Source organism: Catenuloplanes japonicus, from assembly GCF_000717135.1.
Taxonomy (GTDB): domain Bacteria; phylum Actinomycetota; class Actinomycetes; order Mycobacteriales; family Micromonosporaceae; genus Catenuloplanes; species Catenuloplanes japonicus.
Map to the genome: position 1 here is coordinate 179,555 of NZ_JNXY01000003.1, position 19,247 is coordinate 198,801.

Below are 19,247 nucleotides of genomic sequence, written 5' to 3' on the forward strand. Positions count from 1 at the left end.
ATGGTCGGGTCCGGCGGCCGTCACGGCCAGGCTTCGCCGCGATCCTCCACCACACCTGCACACATGGTTTACCGCGCCCACTCCGGTGTGTCGCGTTCGAGCCAGTACCAGCCGTCGCCGACGGGCAGGCGGGTGCGGCACTCGTCGTCGTAACAGGCGTAGGCAGGGGCCGGTGTGGCGTTGCCGAGGTAGGCGTAGCCGCCGGGGCGCTTCGGGTATCTTGCCCAGACCGGAACGAACAGGGTCGCCGAGTCTGCGCCGATCCGGCTTACCGTCCCGCCGATCGCCAGGTGTTCCAGGTGCGGCGGGAGGCCCAGGTTGATGTGGGCGCCGGGCATGATGACGGTGTTCACGTCCATCGCGGCGTCGAGGGCGAGGACCGCCGCGAAGTCCTCGCGCTGGAGCCGGTAGAAGAGGCGGACGGAGGTCGGCTCCCAGTCGACCGCCAGGACCGTCCCGCCGGCCGCGGCCGAGAGCACCACCACGCCGGCGATCCACGTCGGACGCACAGTTCTCCAGGACCCGATTACCGTGGCCAGGGTGGAGGTTATGGCGAGCACGTAGGGAAACAGCCGGATCGGCTCGGACTCGGCCATGGGCTGGGCGACCCAGACGCCGAACAGCTCGACCATGCCCGCGGCCACCCACGCCCCACAGATCACCAGCACCGCCACCACGAGGTTACGTGTCCCTGCCCTGTCGTCGTTCACCCGGGCATTAGATCTCATTCATAGTTGGGCCGGTGTGAGCTCCCGGCCGTGGAGGCGGAAGTCCGCGATCGCGCCGTGCAGATACGGGTGTTTGACGTTCTGGGAGCGGCCGAGATAGTTGAACTGCGTTGCTCCGAGCAGCAGCGGGCCCATGCGGGGCGCGAGGTTCTCGCCGCTGAGTTCGCCGTCGATGTAGATGCGCAGCGTGGTGCCGGCGGAGACGGCCACGTGGGTCCACACGCCGGTCGGGAGCGCGACGGCCGCGTCCACGAAGTCCTCGCCGTCCATGCCGCCGAGTTTCAGCGCGGCGCGCGCCTTGCCCGCGCCTGTCCGGGCGGTCAGGAAGAAGTAGGAGTTCACGTTGAAGCCGAGGTCGAACACGCGCGCGGAGTTCGCGATGCTGTCCAGACGGACCCAGGCCTCGGCGGTCAGACCGGTCGCGTTCGCGGGCAGCCCGGCGGGCAGCACGACGTGACCGTTCAGGCCGTCCAGCTCCACGCCACGCGCGCCGAGCGCCGCGCCGCCCACCAGCACGGCATCGCCCCAGCGACGGTGTTTCTCTTTCACAGAGCCATTCAGCGGGTACGCCGCGAGCTTCGAAGCCACCGGCCGGGCCGGCGGGATCGCGACGTAGACGCTGTAGTTCTCGTGGTGCACGTCCAGGAACGGGCTCATCCGGAGGCGCTGCCCGGCGGCCACGACGCTGAACTCCACCTTTCCTGGCTCGCGGCGCAGTGTGGCAGCGTCCACGGTCGGGATGACCGGCACGGCCGCGCTGCCGTGCCGTGCGGCCAGGACCAGCGGGCCGTAGGTGAGCGCCTTCACGGCCGGGTTGTCCGGTGCTTCCCGCCACCGCGGGGTCATCGGCAGCCGCAGCTCCACGACGTCGCCGTTGCGCCAGCGTCGCCGTACCGTGGCGAAGGATCCTGGTGTGGCCTGGGTTTTCACGCCGTTGACGTGCAGCGATGGCCGGTCCGCCCAGCCCGGGATCCGCACCTTGAGCGTGAACTCAGCGCTCTTCCCGGTGACGGTCAGCCGCACGGTCTCGTCGTAGGGGTAGTGCGTGGTCAGTGCGACCCGCGCGCCCCGGAAGCCGGTCTCGGCCGGGATGAACAGGTTGACGTGCAGCGTGTCGCCGGACTCCGCGAAGATGTTCTCCGCGAACTTGGTCTGCGTCTCCAGCCCGCTGCCGTGGTCACAGCTGAAGTTGCCGTAGTCGCTGCTGTACGAGCCCGGATCGGAGACCAGCCCGGACTTGCCCTGCCGCCGCGTGCCCTGGGACAGCCCGGTGTAGTAGGTGACGTTGCCGTGCGCGGAGTCCGGGTCCTGCTCGCCGAGCATCTGGTTGAGCAGCGTCCACTCGTAGTAGTCCAGATAGTCGGTGCGGCCGGGATCGCGCAGCCAGAGCAGCCGGGTCAGCTTGAGCATGTTGTAGCTGTTGCAGTTCTCGCACGTGTTCTCGCCGAGCTGACTGACTACCTGGTCAGGCGGGCCGAAGAACTCCGCGTTGCTGTTGCCGCCGATCACGTAGCTGTGGTGCCGGACGACCTGCTCCCAGAAGTAGGTGGCGATCGTGCCGTAGCGGGCCTCGCCGGTCGCGGACCATGCCGCGGCCGCGCCGACCACCTTGGGGATGTCCGTGTTCGCGTGCCGGCCCGTGAGGGTGTCCCGGCGCTCGGCCAGCGGCGTGAAGATCTCGTCGTGGTCGAAGCGGCGGGCCAGTGCCAGGTGACGGGGGTCGCCGGTGACGCGCCACAGGTTGACGAACGACTCGTTCATGCCGCCGAACTCGACGTGCAGCACGCGTTGCATGGTCTCACGGCTCAGCGCGCCGGTGCGTGCGTCGGCCCAGTCCGCGATGCCGCGCGCCACGGCCAGTGCCTGCGCGTTGCCGAGCAGGCGGTGCTGGTCCAGCAGGCCCGCGAAGATCTTGTGCACGGTGTAGTAGGGCGCCCACGGGTTCGCGCCGCCCTCCAGGTCCGTGAAGACCTGCTCCGGGAAGGCGGACAGGTATCCGGTGGTGAAGCCGGCGGCCGGGGCCGCGGCCTGGATCTCCGCGAGCGCGGCGACGATCCGCGCGCTCTTGGCGGTCAGCTCCGCGTCGCCGAGGTTCGCGGCGGCCTGGGCGAGGCCGGAGAGCAGGTGGCCGGTGGTGTGGCCGCGGAGCAGCACGTTCGGCGCCTCCCAGCCGCCGAGCGGTTCGGCGGTGCTGGGCAGGCCGTAGTTGAGGCGAAACGTGTGCAGCAGCCGGTCCACGTCGACGAACCGCAGGTAGGCGGCGGTGCGGGCCATGTTCTGCCGGTAGCGGCTGTCCGTGAGCCTGACCCGGTTCAGCGGCACGGTGTCGATCTTGTCGGCGCCGCCGCCGGGCGCCGCGGCAACCCCGGGTGCAGGGAGGGCGGCCGCGGGCGACGAGGACAGCGCGCCGGCCGCGCCCGCGAAGGCCCCGAGCGCGAAGACGGTACGGCGTTTCATCGGGTCTCCTTCAGGGGCGCGGTCACCACGGCCGCGGGACGCAGCACGACCGGGCCGAGCAGCCCGGACGGCAGGATCTTGTTGCGCGAGTTGGCGAGCGTGTTGGTGACCCGGACGCCGATCGTGTTCGTCCCCGGCCGCAGCACGTCCGTCACGTCGACCGTGTAGGGCCGCCACAGCGCGGCCGGCAGTACCCGCCCGTTGACCGTCACCGTGGCCAGGTCGCGTACGTCGCCGAGGTCCAGCGTCATCCGTCGCCCGGCCAGGTCCTTCGCGGTCACGGCCACGGTGGTGCGGTAGACCGCGCTGCCGGAGAACGTGGGGTCGGTGCCGGTCCAGCTGCCGAGCGGCCGCTCGACCGCGGTGGCCCCGTCGCGTTCCAGCCGCACGGTCCACGGCCCGGCGAGCGGGATCGGCGTCAGCGGGTCGGTGACCGTGACCGTGCCCCGGAAGGTGTCCCGTCCCGACTGACCGGTCAGTGTGTAAGAACCGGGAGCGGTGGCGAGCACCGTGGCCCGGAGCGAGCCGTGCGATACGGAGACTGACTGAGCGGTCAGTGTGCCGTCGGCCAGGTGCGGCACCTCGTGCACACCGGCCCGGAAGACCACGCCGATCGTCTCGTACGGGTCGAGCGTGATCGGCACCGACACCCGGTCCCGGTCGGCCCGGTACGCGGTCGAGGTCCCGGTCGCGCCGGTCCGCGGGTCCCAGATCTCCGGCACACCCCGCTCGTCGAAGCCCGCGGTCGTCACCACCGGCGCCGCACTCTCGTTCACCAGCAGGTAGGCGGTGTCCGCCCCGCGCCCGGTCCGCAGCACCCGCACCGCGTCCGCGGCCGGACTCAGCCGGAGAGCTGCGGAATCGACAGCCAGTGCACCAAGCGCGGCCTCGGCCTCCACCGACGCCACCGCACCCCGCCCGTAGGTGTGCCAGCTCCCACCCGTACCCCCGAAAAGGTCTGGGTTCCCGACCGAGATGACGTGGCCGCCGCCGCGCGCGAAGTCCCGGAGCCGCTGGATCGTCGTCCGGTCCAGGTACGGCGTCCGTGGCACCACCACCAGCTCATATGTGGCCCGGCCGACTCGCAGCGTGTCACCCCGGGCGACCGCCTGGTAGCGGGCGGCCGGATCGCCGGACAGCGACGCGTCGCTGAGCAGGTCGAAGTCGACCTGGCCGCGTTCCAGCGCGAACGCGGCCTCGCTCAGGTCGTGGTCCAGCGTGTGCGCGGTGTCCGTGGTGCGGGTGCGCTCGGCCGCGGCCTGCGGCTGGACCAGCGCGGTCCGGGCCAGGTTCGTGCCGCGGCCGAGCTCCGCGACGCGGCCGATCCAGGCGTCCACGTCCGGCATGTCGTTCCAGAACGTGCTGCGCGGCCCGAACGGCGGCGGGAAGTTCACCACCTGCTCGTCCGTCCACATCGCATGGAGGAACGTGAGGTTCGCGCCGCGGGCCGCGAGCGCGCCGACGGTGGCGTGCATGAACTCCGGCGCGATCTGCCAGCCCGCGTTGCCGAACGTCTCCATCACCACGCGCGGCGCGCCGCTCTGGTGCGCGGCCGAGGCGGCGTTGCGTCCGAGCGTGGTCTGCTGACCGGCCGCGTAGTCCGTGGTGATCATGTCGGTGCCGGGGACCTGCGCCCACTGGTTGTTCTTGCTCAGGTCGCCGGTGCTGTGCATCCGGTCCTGCGGGCCCTCCTCGTCCAGCAGCGGGTTCGTGATGAGCTTCAGCCCGCGCTTGCCGAGCCAGTCCGCCTGGCGTTTGTAGTAGCTCGTGGCGAAGAGGTTGTTCACCGCCCGCCAGTAGGCGCCTTCCGCGGCCGGCGAGGTGCTGTCCGCCGCGGCCGTGTAGGCCAGGCCGGGGGTGCCACCGGCCGCGCGGATCGCGGTCGCCAGGCCGGGTGAGGCGGGCAGGCGCTTGAACGGGTGCGGCTGCGCGGACGCGATGAACGGCTCGTCGTCCCAGAAACCGGGCACGACGGTGCCCATCGCCCACGGGAAGCGGCGGAGGTACTCGCCCGGCACCGCGTCCAGGAACGCGTCCGTGGCGGCGGGGTCGAGCAGGTCCAGGTAGTTGCGGACGTAGCCGCTGGAGTCGTCGCGCAGCAGCGCCTCCGCGTACACGTCGAGCTGCCAGCGCCCGGCCGGGACCCGCCAGGTGCCGCCGGTGACCTCGACCGCGTCGGACGAGCCGAGCGGGCGGGCGGCCGCGGCCGTGACCGCACCCAGGCGCGTGGCGGCGCCGGGGAAGTCGGCCAGCGCGGCAGCGGAAGAGAAGTCGTTGCCCCACAACGTTTCCGAGCCTGAGCTAACGGTCAGCGTGTCCCACTGCGAGCGCTGCGTGCCCTCGGCCGAGACCGCGACCGCGCCGCGCGGATAGGTGCCGTCGACCGCCACCGGCTGCACCGTGTTGTTGATCTTCGTGGCGATCGTGTCGCCGGTGACGGTCACGGAGACGGTCTGCGCACGCGTCGACGCGAACCCGGGCGTGGCGATGCCGGTGCTCAGCTGCGTGCGGGTGCCGTTGTCGAGGCGCCACACGTTCGCGACGCCGCGCTCGTTCACGTCGACCAGGTAGCCGCTCCGGCCGTCCGCGGACGCGCGCACCACCAGCTGCACGCCGCCCTTGGTCAGCGTCACCTTGCCGGTCGCGGTGTAGTCGGCCCAGCCGGCTCCGGGCGTGAGCGGTGCGGGCGACGTCAGCGCGTCCGGGTCCACCACCAGCGCGCCGTTCTGCACGGACAGGCCGCTGGCCTCAGCCAGGCTCACCGTGGTCGGCCCGTCCACGATCCGGGTCGAGCGGAGCAGGCCCTTGAGTCGCAGCTCAGGACGCGCGGGCAGCGTGCGGTCGCCCACGGTGCCGCCGTTGACGACCACACCGCCGGCCCGGCCGCTCGGGAAATTGTTGTCATTGAAGAGCCACATGCGCATGCCGGTACGCTGCGCCTCCCGCAGGACGTGACCGACGAGCGCGAACCACTCCTCGGTCAGGAACGCCGGCGTCATCGCGTCGCCGCCGTACGGGAAGATGACCGCCTCGTAGACGCCCTTCGCGCGCATCTCGGCCATCTGCCGGTCCGTGATCTCCGGCGTGATGACGTTGTTCCAGTACCAGTAGATCGCCGGGAGGCTGTCCTTCGGCGGGTTCCGGAACGCGGCGGGGTCGAACCGGCTCAGGTTCGTGCTGTTCCTGGGAGCGTCGGCATGCGCCACGCCCGGGACACCCGCCACCAGCACGGCGGCCAGCAGGATCGGCAACGCTCTCCGCATGTCTGCCCTTCTTCTCAGGAGGTTCATGAGATCCGCGACCGGAACGTCCAGGTGCCGGCGCCGACCTGGTAGACGCCGGGCGCGGTGGCCCGTGCCCCGCGCGGCGCGGCGATCCGCGTGCCGGTCACGTGCACCTCGGCCGTGGCGCCCTGCGGCACCGTGACCCGCAGCGTGTAGGCGCCGTCGCTGACTGACCAGTCGGTCACGGCCGGGCCGTACCCCGTGTGGAATTCGGTTCTCGCTCGTGACGGCCCGGCGGGGCTGACTGCCGGGTCGATCAGCAGGTGGCGGAAACCGGCGGAGTCCGCCGTCTGGCCGATGCCGGAGACGCGGGTCAGCAGCCAGGCGTCCAGTGCGCCGAGCATGAAGTGGTTCTGCGACTGGCCCGCGCCGCCGTCCCACATCTCGCCGAGCGAGGTGAGTCCGGCCGTGACCTGGTAGCCCAGGCTCGGGCTGGTCGTCTGCGTGGCGATCCGATAGACCACGTCCTCGTGACCGGCCGCGGTCAGCACGTTCACCACGGCCGGGAACGCGATCTCACCCATGATCAGATGCCAGTCGTTGGTCTCGATGAGGCCGGCCAGGCGGTCGAGCTGCGCGTTCTTGAGGTCAACCGGCACCGCGCCCATGTCCAGCGCCAGCGCGGTCGCGCCCATCCCGCCGCCGCCGAACAGCCCCGTCGCCGGGTCGTAGAAGCGGGTCCACAGCGCGGCCCGCATCGCCTCCGCCAGCGCCCGGTACTCGGCGGCCTCCGCCGGATGCCCGAGCACGTCCGCCGCCTGCGCCAGCCCGTCCGCGATCCGCCACACGCCGTAGGTGCCGGTCACCGCGCGCGGCATCGCGGGCTTCTCCAGCGAGATCCAGTCCCCGAGCCCGTAGTCGTAGGTGCCGTCGATCCAGCGCGTCGTCCCGCGCAGGTAGGCGAGGTAGCGCTGCATGGCCGGGTAGTACGTGCTCAGCAGCTCGGTGTCCCCGTAGGTCTGCCACGCGCGCAGCGGCACCATCACCAGCGCGCCGCCCCAGTTCGGGTCGTCGCGGTACGCGCCCGCCAGCGTCACGCGGTCCGGGACCGTGCTCGGCACCATGCCGGACGCGTCCTGCGCCTGCGCGATGTCGCGGACGATCTTCCCGAGGTAGGCCTCGACGTCGTAGTTGCGCGCGATCGCGTCGAACACCAGATGGTCCTGCTCCAGCCAGCCCAGCTTCTCGCGGCTCGGGCAGTCGGTGAGGATGCTGGTCATGTTGGCCTCGAGCGCGCGCCGGGTCAGCCGGTGGATGCCGTCCAGCACGTCGTCGTCCGTGTCGAAGCTGCCCGCCCTGTCGTTGTCCGCCATCACGCGCAGCCCGCGCACGCTCAGCGTCGCGCCGTCCGGCACGCCGGCCACCTCGAGGTAGCGGAAGCCGTGGTACGAGAACTCCGGGTGCCAGGTGAGCCTCCGGCCCGCACTGGTGACCTGATCCCAGATCGGCGTGCCTACATTGGACCTCGACTGCCCGGACCGTCCCTCGTGCAGGGATTCCGACGGGTAGACGCGCACGGTCGTGCCGGCCGGTGCGGTCAGCGTGATCTCCGGCAGCCCGGCGATGTTCCGGCCGAGGTCGAAGACGCGCACGCCGGGCGCGGGCCGGGAGACCTCGGTGCCGCGGAGCGTCTCCACGATCCTGACCGGCTCGGTGATCCGCGCGGTCAGCGGTCCCGGGCTCTTCAGAACGGCCGGGGAGGTCCAGACGTCCGGCTCCCGGCGCGCGTCGTAGTCCTCGCCGCCGTACCAGGAGGACACCGTGGTCGGGCCGAGCGCGGTCCGCCAGTCGTCCCCGGTGGCGACCCGCATCGTCCGGCCGTCCGCGGTCAGGATCTCCAGCTGTGCGATGACCTGAGGATCCGCCACGGTACGGGCGAACTTCCGGTACCGCCCGGCCGTGTGCAACGCGTTCGCGGTGCCGTTGCCGACCGCGAGGCCCAGCGTGTTCGCGCCGCGGCGCAGCTGCCCGGTCACGTCGTAGGCGGCGTAGGTGATCCCGTCCGCGTAGTCGGTGTCGCCCGGCTCCAGCACCGCGTCGCCGACCCGCGCGCCGTTCAGGCTCGGCACGTAGACGCCGAGGCCGCTGACGTACAGCCGCGCGCTGGTGATGCCTTCGGGAATGCTGAAGTCCCTGGCGAAGAGCGGCAGCGCGGCCGGGAGCCACGTCTCCGGCGTCCGCTGGCCGGTCACGGTCGCGGCGACCTGGAAACCACCGTCGGCCGCCGTCGCGATCGCGTAGTCCACCGGGAAGTTCGGTGTGCGCCCGTCCGCCGTGAGCGTGTCCGTGCGCGGGTAGAGCACCACCTCGTCGAAGACCTTCGCCGCGCCCAGGTCGATCGTCAGGCTGACCGGCGCGTCAGCGGTGTCGTGCGGCGCGCTCTGATAGCCGGCGTTCGAGGCGTCCTGCGGGTTCGAGGTGGTGAGCCCGTCCGCGATCAGCGCCGGCTCCCACTCCTTGCGGATCGTCTCCGACTCGGACGCGGTCACGAACTTCTCCCGCCCGGCCACCAGGTTGACCGACGGATCAGCCGAGTGCCGCACCTGCACCTCCGCCAGTTGCAGGCGGTAGGTGAGGTCCGGGAAACCGGCGGACGGGACCAGCCGGTTCTGCGCGTCGACCGGCTGCTCCGCGAGCGGCAGGCCGAGTGTGGAGACGTCCAGCCGCACGTAGCGCGCGCTCTGCTCCGGCAGCCTCACCACCACCGGGTGCGTCCGCCGGTCCGTCCACTGCGGATGGCTGATCCACCGCGCGGTCCAGTCCGAGTCGCGGGTCAGCCCGGTCTCGAACCAGGTGGGTGCGCTCCACGCGCCGCCGTTGAGCCGGACCCGCCAGTGGACTCGCGTCCGGCTGGGCAGCGGCTTCCCCCGGTAGAGCACGGAGACGTCGCCGCCGCGGACCGTGCCGCTGTCCCACAGGTCAGGGCGGTCCAGCCGCGCCGGCGAGGTGGCGGCCTGCACCTGCCAGGTGACCTGCCCGCCGCCGGACTGCTGCCAGCTGAACCACGGTGCAGTCGCGTCCGTGCCCAGTGGACGGTCGCGGTGATCGGTGTGCAGCTCGGCGGCCCGCGCGCCGCCCGTGGCGAAGGCGGGCGACGGTGCGGCCACCACCGCCACGACCGCGAGCAGGGCGGCGAGGTTACGCAGAGATGAACGAAGGCGCATGGCAGCTCCCGACGAGTGACGCTTGGCATCAACCGCTGGCAAGAATCGTTTCAACCACGCGCCGACGGCGCGCTGCACGCAGGACACGCTGCTTCAACGTTGCACGAGCGGCTCCAATGTGACCGCCCACATGAAACGTTTTAACCGGTCCGGCATCGATACCGTAATATGTGTCACTGCGCAGTGTCAATGACCAGGTTTCGCCCCGGTTGCGCGGTAGCCGCGCCCGTTCACCCGCCCGTCTACGCAACGCCCACTGATCGTTTATCAAATGCCGACCGCCCGGAGATCTCATCGTCACGGGCGCGGCATGCCGGTCGTGGCCGCAGTGACGAGGGGGATCCACCAATGAGCACCGAGACGCTAGCCGCGCTGGTCGACGGCCCGGTCCTGACACCGGAGGACGCCGGGTACGCGGAGGAGACCGCGACCTGGAACCTGGCCATGATCGGCCGCCCGATCGTCGCGGTCGGCGCCACCTCCGTGGCGGACGTGCAGGCCGCCATCCGGTACGCCACCGACCACGACCTCCCGATCGCGGTCACCGCGACCGGCCACGGCCAGGCCCGTCCCGCGGACGGCGCACTGCTGCTCAACCTGCGCCGGCTGAACGGGATCAGCATCGACGCCGACGCCGCGACCGCCACGGTCGGCGCCGCCGTCGAGCTGCAGGACCTGGTGGACGCCGCCGCAAAGCACGGCCTCGCGCCGCTGGCCGGCTCGTCGCCGAACGTCGGCGTGGTCGGCTACGCGCTCGGCGGCGGGCTCAGCTCCACGCTCGGCCGCACCTACGGCTGGGCCGCGGACCACGTGCGCTCCGCCGAGATCGTGACCGCGGACGGCCTGGTACGCCGCATCGACGCGCAGCACGAGCCGGACCTGTTCTGGGCGATCCGCGGCGGCAAGGGAAACTTCGGCGTGGTCACGTCGCTGACCATCGGCCTGGTGCCGGTCACCCGCATGTACGCCGGCGGCATCTTCTTCGACGGCGCGGACGCCCGCCCGGTGCTGGACGCGTTCCGCCGCCTGGTCGCGGACGCGCCGGAGGCGCTCACCTCGTCCGTCGCGTTCTTCCGCTTCCCGCCGCTGCCGTTCGTGCCGGAGCCGTTGCGCGGCAAGCTCTCCGTGCACCTGCGCTTCTCCTACCTCGGCCCGGAGGAGGAGGGCGTCGCGCTGCTCGCGGACGCCCGCGCCGCCGGCACGCCGATCATCGACGCGGTGGGCGAGATGCCGTACACCGGCTTCGCCGCCATCCACGCGGACCCGGTCGACCCGATCCCCGCCTACGAGCAGGGCGCGCTGCTGCACGACTTCCCGGCCGAGGCCGCGGAGGCACTGCTCGACGTGGCCGGGCCGGGCGTGGACACGCCGGTGCTGGCGTTCGAGGTCCGCCAGCTCGGCGGCGCGCTGTCCCGGCGGCCCGAGGTGCCGAACGCGGTCGGCAACCGCGACGCACGCTTCTCGATCTTCCTCGGTGCCGCGGGCGCACCCGGCATGGAGGAGCAGCTGCGCGAGTCGCTGACCGCGCCGATCCGCGCGTTCGCCCCCTGGGCCACCGGCGGACGACAGATCAACTTCCTCAGTGGGTACGAGACGGAGGCCGCCGACGTGGCCACCGCCTACGACGCGGACGCGTGGGATCGCCTCACCCGGATCAAGGCGGTCTACGACCCGCGCAACCTGTTCCGGGTGAACTACAACATCCCGCCGGCGGTCTGAGCAGCCCGGGAGGTTGTCGCCCGTCCGGGCGATAACCTCCCGGAGAGTCCCCAATCAATATGTGCGAGTTCATCCGCTGGGCCCCTTCCTTTGAGGTTCGTCGATTAGAAAGACGGCGACCCCCGTTTGTTACAGGCAAGGGAGCACAAACATGAACCGCACCCTCCGCCGGGCTCCGGCCCCTCCCGCCACCTCCGTGGCCGGGGGGCCCTCCGCCCGGCTGCGCCTCGCCGCCGCCGGTGGCGCGCTGGCCGTGGTCGCCGCGGGCCTGATCTCCGTCGTCACCGCCGCGCCCGCGCAGGCGGCCGTCTCCCAGCCGCTGCGGACCATGGTGGCGAACCTGCCGGTCGCCACCGAGGTACGCACCGGCTACGACCGCGACCTGTTCAACCACTGGATCGACGCGGACGGCGACGGCTGCAACACCCGCTACGAGGTGCTGATCGCCGAGGCCACCACCACGCCGTCCGTCGGCTCCGGCTGCGCGCTCTCCGGCGGCCGCTGGTCCTCCTACTACGACGGCGCGACCTGGACCGACCCGGCCGACCTGGACATCGACCACATGGTCCCGCTGGCCGAGGCGTGGGACTCCGGCGCGCGCAACTGGACGTCCGCCCAGCGCCAGTCGTTCGCCAACGACCTCGGCGACGCACGCACGCTGGCCGCGGTCACCGACAACGTCAACCAGTCCAAGAGCGACCAGGACCCGGCCGAGTGGATGCCGTCGGTCAGCGCGGTCGCCTGCCGCTACATCACGGAATGGACCGCCGTGAAGACCCGCTGGGGCCTGACCGTCGACACGTCCGAGAAGAGCAAGCTCACCTCCGTCGCCGCCGGCTGCACCAACAGCACGGTCACGGTCGACGTGGTCCTCGGTGGCGGCGGTGGCACCACCCCCACCGCGACCGCCACCCCGACCGGCACCGGCGGCACCTGCGCCGGCACGAACGGCACCGACGTGGCCATCCCGGACAGCGGCACGGTCGTGACCAGCACGATCACCATCTCGGGCTGCTCCCGCTCCGCCGCCTCCAGCACCTCCACGATCTACGTCAACATCACCCACCCGTTCCGCGGGGACATCTCGATCTACCTCTACGCCCCGGACAACTCCTACTACGTGCTCAAGTCCGCCTCCACCACGGACAGCGCCGCCGACATCATCACCACGTACACCACGAATCTCTCCAGCGAGACCGCCAACGGCGCCTGGAAACTCTCCCTCAAGGACAACGCCACCGGCGACGCCGGCACCCTCACCACCTGGACCCTCACGGTCTGACCGCCCCCGCTCGGCCGGGTGGCGCGTGTGGCGCGCCACCCGGCCGGCACAGGTGATTAGAGTTGCCCCATGACGTCGGCAATGATCAGCGAGGTGTACGTCGGCGGACTCACCTCCTTCCGGGACATGGAGATCGATCTCGGACCGCTCACCGTGCTCGTCGGCGCCAATGGTTCAGGAAAGAGCAACTTCGTCCGCGCGCTGGAACTGCTCGGCAGGATCGTGGACGGAGACCTGCAGCTCTTCGTCGAGCTTTCCGGTGGGGCGAGCGCCTTACTCCGCCAGCCCAATGCGCGAGGGGAAATGCAGCTCGCCGTACGCACGGCGAGCTCGGAGTACGCCGTGACGCTTTCGCAGACCAGCGATGACCGCCTCATTTTCTTGACCGATCAGGTCAGCAGAGCGGATGGTCCTTTCCGGCGGACGGATTCGAGGTCGGGCCTCCGCGAAAGTGATCTCTTCGGGGAAGCGGACAGCGCCGATGAGACGGCGGAGATCCGGAGTCCGCTGAGCGGATGCCGCGTTTTCCATTTCAGCGATACCGGTACGACCGCACCGGTCAAGGCGGCCGGCCCGACGGCGGACAACCTGTCGCTACGGCCGGATGCGCGAAATCTCGCCGCGATTCTCCTCGGACTTCGGGACAGCGACGAGCACGCCTACCGGCGCATCGTCGCAGCAGTACAGATGGTGGCGCCCTACTTCCGCGACTTTGTCCTCGTTCCGGAGGGCCGCGACCAAATCAGGCTGCGCTGGCGGCAGGTCGGCACGGACACCGTCTTCTCCGCCTACCAGATGTCCGACGGCACGCTGCGCTTCATCTGCCTCGCCACCCTGCTGCTCCAGCCGAAACCGCCTCGCATGCTGGTGCTCGACGAACCGGAACTCGGACTCCACCCGTTCGCTATCGTGCAGGTGGCTGACATGATCCGCGCGGCAAGCGTCAACTCGCAGGTGGTGGTCGCCACCCAATCGGTGACCCTGGTCGATCAGATGTCACTCGAGGACATCGTGGTCGTCGACCGTGATAACGGCGCATCGGTCCTGACCCGTCCCGATCCGGAACGGCTGAGTGCATGGCTCGAGGATTACTCCCTCGGCGAGCTATGGCAGAAGAATCTGATCGGTGGCAGGCCACACCGGGAGGCCGCCTGATGCCGTTCGGTGGCCGGTTGCATCTGCTCGTCGAGGGACAGACCGAGGAAGCGGTCGCGAGAAACGTCATCGAGCCCTATCTCGGGATGGCCGGCTGGCACGTCACCACGTCGATTCTCGCGACGAAACGCCCTGCGGCGGGCGGCAAGTTCCGTGGCGGGGTGACGTCCTGGGAGAAGTTCGAGAAGGAGGTGCGCCTGCTGCTCGCATCCGGGTTCGATGTCCTGACGACGCTCGTCGACTACTACGCGTTTCCGGAGTCCGCGCCCGGCATGCGCGACCGTCCGAACGGTGACGCATACGCCCGGGTGAGCCACGTCGAACGAGCGCTCGATGCTCACTTCCATGACCATCGGTTCATTCCGCACCTGGTGCTCCACGAGATGGAGGCCTGGGTTCTCGCGGGCGCGGAACACCTCGACGATCTGACCGACGATCCCGGAATCGCCCGCGATCTGCGCAGCATCGTGGCGCAAGCGGGCGGCGCTGAGCTGGTGAATGACGGCCCGGCCACCGCGCCCTCCAAACGGATCCTCACCCGTATGCCCGACTATCTGAAGACGCTGCACGGCCCGTTGGTCATCGAGGAGACCGGACTCGACACGCTGAGAAGTCGTTGTCCTCACCTCGACGAATGGCTCACTGCGATCGAGTCTCGCCTTCCGACGGCGTAACGGGTGTGGTTTTCGGAACCACCCACGGCACCGGCAGGGAGGAGCGCCAGCGACGACCGGTGCCCGCGGGAGCATGCGGACGGTGACCACGCTGGAAGCGGGAAAATATGCATTTATCCGCGAATAGCGGCAGTGCTCATCATCTCGTGGAGCTCGGCCGCGGGCAGCGGCCGCGCGAAAAGGTAACCCTGGCCGTGCGTGCAGCCGAGTAATTGCAGCTCCGTGGCCTGCGCCGGCGTCTCGATGCCCTCCGCGACGGTACGCAGCCGGAGCACCTGGCTCAGCCGGATCACGGCCTCCACGACCGCGGCGCCCTCGGGGGTGCTGTCCAGCTGCGAGACGAAGCTGCGGTCGATTTTGAGCACGTCGACCGGCAGCCGCGTCAGATACTGCAGCGACGAGTAGCCGGTGCCGAAGTCGTCGACCGCGATGCGGACGCCGTGCTCGCGCAGCGAGGCCAGTGCCGGGACGGCCGCGTGCTCGTCCACGATCGCGGACTCGGTGATCTCCAGGACCAGGTCGCCGGCCGGGAGTCCGGTGCGGGACAGCACCGCGAGCACGTCCGCGACCAGCGTCGGCTCCTGCAACTGGCGCGGGGAGACGTTCACGCTCGCGTAGATCGCGGTCCCGGGTGAGCGCAGTTGCCAGGCGCGCACCTGCTTGCACGCCTCCTCCAGGACCCACAACCCAAGGCGGATGATCACGCCGGTACGTTCCGCGACCGGGATGAACTCCATCGGTGAGACCGGGCCGAGCTGCGGATGCGTCCACCGGACCAGCGCCTCCGCGCCGACCGGCCGCCCGTCCGTGAGATTCACCAGCGGCTGGTAGAGCACCTGCAGCTGACCGGCCTGCAACGCGTCCTCGAGGCGGTCGGCGAGCTGCCCGTCGCGGGCCCGGCGGTCGATCATCGACGGCTCGTAGAGCTTCCACAGGTGCTTGCCGGCGCGTTTCGCCTCGTACATGGCCAGGTCCGCGCGGTGCTGCAACTCCTGCGGATCCTCGTCCGGATCGGTGATCGCCACGCCCACGCTGGCCCGGACCGGGATGTTGTCCGCGCCGACCCGCACCGGCCCGGTCGCGAACGCGGCCAGGATGCGCGCGGCCACGCCGGTCGCGTCCGCCTGCTCCTCGACGCCGGTCAGCAGCACCGCGTACTCGTCGCCGCCGACCCGGGCCGCCACGTCCGCGGACCGGATGTGTGCGCGCAACGTCCGCGCCACCTCGATCAGCACCACGTTGCCGGTGTCGTGCCCATAACGGTCGTTGACCTGCTTGAAGTCGTCCAGGTCCACGATCAGCATGCCGGTGCGCTCCCGGCGTGCGGTCGCACGGGCCAGGCCGGCGCGCAGGCCCGCCAGGTTCGCCAGGCCGGTGAGCGTGTCCGTGACGGTCAGCTCGCGCGTGTCCCGCAGCGAGATCACCTGCCGGACCAGCAGCGCCGCGATGATCGCGGTCTGTGCCAGCACCAGCCCGCCCCAGAGCGTGAACTCCTGCCCCTGGATCGTCCCGACCAGCATCAGCGTGTTCCCGGCCGCGACGCTGACGTACGGCAGGTAGGCGGTCCAGGACGGCGCCTGCGCCGCGACCGGCGCGCTCCGGCGATGCCCGCTTCCCGCCGCGTCCGCGCGCATCGCCGCCACGGTCATCACCAGCGACGCCGCACTGAGCCCGACCACGACGGCCGGCGAGTGCTGGGCGTGCTCGCCGCGCGCGCCGATCGACGCCCACAGCGTGTCCGCGATCGCGTAGAACAGCACGCCGCCGAGGAAAATCGTGACCGGGTCGCCGAGCCGGGTAACGCCGCCGCGCAGCAGCACCGTGAAGACCGACACCGCGAGCAGCAGGTTCCCCAGCGGATAGCCGATCAGCTGCAGCCACAGCGACGACGGCACCCCGGTCAGCGTCGGATGCACCGCGAAGTACCAGACCAGCATGAACGCGCCGTTGAACACCGCATGCGTCTCCGCCGCGAACGCCCAGAACGCCCGCCCCTCCAGCTTCCGCGCCGAGACCGACAGCGACGCCCCCGCGAGACACACGAACATCCCTAGCCCCGCGCACACGCCGACGTACCAGGCCGGATCGTTCCCGTTGTAGGCGTTGACCGCGAGCCCGGCCGTGCACACGATCGACAGCGCCCGCCCGACCGCCGCCAGCCGCCAGGTCAGACGCGCCCGGTGCCGCGCGGCCCGCAGCCCGTAGACCGCCCCGAGCCCGTCCAGCGTGACCAGCATGAGCCCGAAGCACGCCGCTCGGTGTGCCGGCACCGCCAGCGCCACCACGAGCCCGGCCCCCACCGCCAGGGACAGCACGACCGGCGCCACCGCGCCCGCCCGTCGTCCCACCGCAGCCCCCTCGCGCCCACAGTTCCCCCTGCCTCATCGGCCGGGCACCCCATGATTCAAGTGATTCGCAGTGCAAAGAGCCTTTCAAAACCAGATCGCGGGGGTACGGGCGAAAGCGTGCCGAACGTCCGAAACAGCAGGTCAACCGTACAGTTGAGAATGATCTTCATCGGCGGGCCATCGCATCATCCGGCTGGGCGTCGCCCGAAAGGTTGACTTCGCGTTGCTTCCTGGCGCTTTGGGAGTTGCAACCATCTGCGAGCCTCGCGGGCCTTAGACTCTGGCCAGACCTCTTGATTGCCAGCCAGGTAGAGGGTCGATCCCTCGTGCTCGCAACCAGGTCAGTGAGAGCCGATCGCGCCTCACGCAACAGAGGGACGTGGACTGAATGCCGCATGAGGCAGTCGTGGAGACTGAGGTGCAGGACCTCAGCCGGATGAAGGTGCGCGAGATCTTGCAGCAAGATCCGGCTCGCTTCGCCACGACGCTGAGAAACCTCATCGGCCGGATCGACCAGCCTGGCCGGAGCATCAGCGGGTACAACCCGCAGAGGCTCGACGGCTGACCGTCCGTGGTGACCGAGACCGCCGAGTTCCCCGCCTACCGACTGCCCGCGAACGACCTCCGCACCCTTGCCCGTGGCGAGGGCGACGCCGGCGCGGTGCGACGATTCGCCGACTCCGAGCGGAGCTGGCGCCTGATCGCGTTGCACCATCTGGTCTCCTTGCTGGAGGACGAGTCCGACTCCGGCCCGCTCTCGCCCATAGGCGAGGCGCTCCGGGTGCTCACCGACGCGGAGGCGGTGGACGAGTCCGTCGTCACCCGCGTGCTGATGTACCCGCAGGCCGGGATCTGGATCGCGCACATGCTCCGCCGCCTGCACCACGTGGTGGCCGACGACGCTCCCCTGTGGATGGACTCGGGTTACCTCCACACGCTCGCCGCGACCGCCGCGATCCGGGCCGGGATGCCGTTCGCGCTGCGGGTGCCGGTTCGCTCCGGTGCGGTGGTCCTGCCCGGCTTCGGGCTGGCCTCGTTCTCCGGCAGGGACGGCCTGGCCGCGGAGGTCCGCTGGGCGGACGGCGCCGCCGAGATCTCCGCCGACGGCGACACCGTGCGGATCGGCGGCGACGGCTGGCGTCCGATGCCGCACTGCGGCGCGGAGTCCGGCGGCCTGCGAATCGCCTTCGCGCTCGACGACATCGACCCCTACCGGGACCTGCGCGGCTATTCGGCGCCGGCCCCACTGAACCAGGCGGATCTCGCCCGCTGGCAGTCGCTGCTCGACGGCGCCTGGTCGATCCTGGTCGGCCAGGACCGGGCCGGCGCGGACTCGGTCGCGGCCGCGATCACCTCGCTGATCCCGTTGCCCGCCGCGGAGCCCTACCGCCCGCTGAGCGCCTCCTGCGACGAGGCGTTCGCCGCGGTCCAGGCCTCGATGCCGGACGACGCCGAGCAGTTCGCGGTCACGCTCGTGCACGAGACCCAGCACGTGAAGCTCGGCGCACTTTCCCACCTCGTGTCCTTCGTGCGCGACCCCGGCGGCCCGCTGTGCTGGGCGCCCTGGCGCGACGATCCCCGCCCGCTGCGCGGTCTGCTGCAGGGCCTCTACGCGTTCGTCGGCATCACCGGCTTCTGGCGGCACCGCAGCGGCCCGGCCGCGGAGTTCGAGTTCGCGCTCTGGCGCATCCAACTCGACCGGGTCCTGTCCCGGCTGGCCACGGACGGCCGGCTGACCGCTGAGGGCGAGAGTATGGTGGACGGCCTGACCTCCACGGTGCGTTCCTGGGGTGCCGCACCGGTCTCGGAACCCGTGCAGCGCCTGGCCGAGCTCTTCGCCGACGACCACTATGGACAGTGGCGCGCCCTGCACGTCGGCGCGGACCACGCGTGGGTCACGGCGGCGGCGCGTGCCTGGGCCGAGGGCGCGCCGTGCCCGGACCCGGAAACCGCCCCGGAACCGTCGCCGGTGACCGATACCGGCGCCCGCTGGCTCGACGGGCGCGCGGTGCTGGCCCGGATGTGGCTCGGCGATCCGGACGGGTTCGCGATCGTGGCGAAGGCCCCGGCCGAGGTGGCCCGGCGGGTCCCCGGCACGCTCCCGCCCGACCTGGCGCTGATCTCCGGCGACGCGGCCTCTGCCCGCGACGGCTACCACCGTCGCCTGCGGCACGACCCCGCGGACTACAGGGCGTGGATCGGGCTCCGGCTCGCGCTCGGTCTTCTCGGCGGTTCAGCCGGACTTCTGGCGGATCGTCCCGAACTGGTGCGTGCGCTGGCGCAGCGGATCGGCGTCGCGGATCCATTGGCGTTTGTCGCCTGGACGGCCGTCGCGCGCGACTCTTGCTGACTGTTCTTTCGCAGGTACTATCGGTAATCCGGGCCCCCGGTGTGTTTGTGCGTGCCTGGAGGCGATTGCGGTGCATCCGTACTGTG

At 70.9% G+C, this 19,247-nt stretch carries 11 protein-coding genes; 6 read left to right on the forward strand and 5 right to left on the reverse strand.

The genetic code is table 11. The features are described 5' to 3' along the window. Positions 1 to 68 precede the first annotated feature (68 nt). The 4 genes from OP04_RS06430 to OP04_RS06445 are packed head-to-tail and all read right to left on the reverse strand — an operon-like array spanning position 69 to position 9,633. Entirely contained in the window at positions 69 to 710 is a 642-nt protein-coding gene (locus OP04_RS06430) for a hypothetical protein (RefSeq protein ID WP_157239366.1), read from the reverse strand. 18 nt (positions 711 to 728) lie between these two features. Next, positions 729 to 3,185 carry a beta-L-arabinofuranosidase domain-containing protein gene (locus OP04_RS06435; RefSeq protein ID WP_033338573.1) on the reverse strand — a complete coding sequence of 819 codons (2,457 nt, stop codon included), beginning with the start codon at positions 3,183 to 3,185 and terminating at the stop codon, positions 729 to 731. Then, positions 3,182 to 6,448: a glycosylhydrolase-like jelly roll fold domain-containing protein gene (locus tag OP04_RS06440; RefSeq protein ID WP_033338574.1), complete on the reverse strand. Its 3,267-nt coding sequence runs from the start codon at positions 6,446 to 6,448 to the stop codon at positions 3,182 to 3,184. The genes OP04_RS06435 and OP04_RS06440 overlap by 4 nt, the downstream gene beginning before the upstream one ends. Positions 6,449 to 6,471: 23 nt before the next feature. After that, complete coding sequence (locus OP04_RS06445) at positions 6,472 to 9,633, reverse strand: family 78 glycoside hydrolase catalytic domain (RefSeq protein WP_033338575.1); 3,162 nt, start codon at positions 9,631 to 9,633, stop codon at positions 6,472 to 6,474. 348 nt (positions 9,634 to 9,981) lie between these two features. Between OP04_RS06445 and OP04_RS06450 the strand changes: the two genes are divergently transcribed. The 4 genes from OP04_RS06450 to OP04_RS06465 all read left to right on the forward strand — a co-directional run bounded on the left by OP04_RS06450 (position 9,982) and on the right by OP04_RS06465 (position 14,463). Continuing rightward, positions 9,982 to 11,352 carry an FAD-binding oxidoreductase gene (locus tag OP04_RS06450; RefSeq protein ID WP_033338576.1) on the forward strand — a complete coding sequence of 457 codons (1,371 nt, stop codon included), beginning with the start codon at positions 9,982 to 9,984 and terminating at the stop codon, positions 11,350 to 11,352. 151 nt (positions 11,353 to 11,503) lie between these two features. After that, the gene (locus OP04_RS54540; protein WP_063746554.1) at positions 11,504 to 12,634 is read left to right on the forward strand and encodes a proprotein convertase P-domain-containing protein; all 1,131 of its coding nucleotides are present in this window, start codon (positions 11,504 to 11,506) and stop codon (positions 12,632 to 12,634) included. Positions 12,635 to 12,703: 69 nt separating this feature from the next. Next, positions 12,704 to 13,789, forward strand: coding sequence for an AAA family ATPase (locus OP04_RS06460; protein WP_051797192.1), 1,086 nt, complete (start codon positions 12,704 to 12,706; stop codon positions 13,787 to 13,789). After that, positions 13,789 to 14,463, forward strand: coding sequence for a DUF4276 family protein (locus OP04_RS06465; protein ID WP_033338577.1), 675 nt, complete (start codon positions 13,789 to 13,791; stop codon positions 14,461 to 14,463). The genes OP04_RS06460 and OP04_RS06465 overlap by 1 nt, the downstream gene beginning before the upstream one ends. Before the next feature lie 113 nt (positions 14,464 to 14,576). Here the strand turns inward: OP04_RS06465 and OP04_RS49245 are convergent, their stop codons facing one another. Further along, positions 14,577 to 16,811 carry a putative bifunctional diguanylate cyclase/phosphodiesterase gene (locus tag OP04_RS49245; RefSeq protein WP_157239367.1) on the reverse strand — a complete coding sequence of 745 codons (2,235 nt, stop codon included), beginning with the start codon at positions 16,809 to 16,811 and terminating at the stop codon, positions 14,577 to 14,579. Between the two features lie 406 nt (positions 16,812 to 17,217). On the opposite strand from OP04_RS49245, the gene OP04_RS53010 reads away from it, so the two are divergent. Beyond that, positions 17,218 to 17,376 carry a hypothetical protein gene (locus OP04_RS53010; RefSeq protein ID WP_157239368.1) on the forward strand — a complete coding sequence of 53 codons (159 nt, stop codon included), beginning with the start codon at positions 17,218 to 17,220 and terminating at the stop codon, positions 17,374 to 17,376. A 6-nt stretch (positions 17,377 to 17,382) separates the two neighbouring features. Beyond that, entirely contained in the window at positions 17,383 to 19,161 is a 1,779-nt protein-coding gene (locus OP04_RS06475) for an HEXXH motif domain-containing protein (RefSeq protein ID WP_085066267.1), read from the forward strand. Positions 19,162 to 19,247: the final 86 nt, after the last annotated feature.

Coding starts and splice junctions, on each gene's coding strand:
- OP04_RS06435 (WP_033338573.1), bottom strand. CDS start 3,185: ATGAAACGCCGTACCGTCTTCGCGCTCGGGGCCTTCGCGGGCGCGGCC.
- OP04_RS06440 (WP_033338574.1), bottom strand. CDS start 6,448: ATGCGGAGAGCGTTGCCGATCCTGCTGGCCGCCGTGCTGGTGGCGGGT.
- OP04_RS06445 (WP_033338575.1), bottom strand. CDS start 9,633: ATGCGCCTTCGTTCATCTCTGCGTAACCTCGCCGCCCTGCTCGCGGTC.
- OP04_RS06450 (WP_033338576.1), top strand. CDS start 9,982: ATGAGCACCGAGACGCTAGCCGCGCTGGTCGACGGCCCGGTCCTGACA.
- OP04_RS54540 (WP_063746554.1), top strand. CDS start 11,504: ATGAACCGCACCCTCCGCCGGGCTCCGGCCCCTCCCGCCACCTCCGTG.
- OP04_RS06460 (WP_051797192.1), top strand. CDS start 12,704: ATGACGTCGGCAATGATCAGCGAGGTGTACGTCGGCGGACTCACCTCC.
- OP04_RS06465 (WP_033338577.1), top strand. CDS start 13,789: ATGCCGTTCGGTGGCCGGTTGCATCTGCTCGTCGAGGGACAGACCGAG.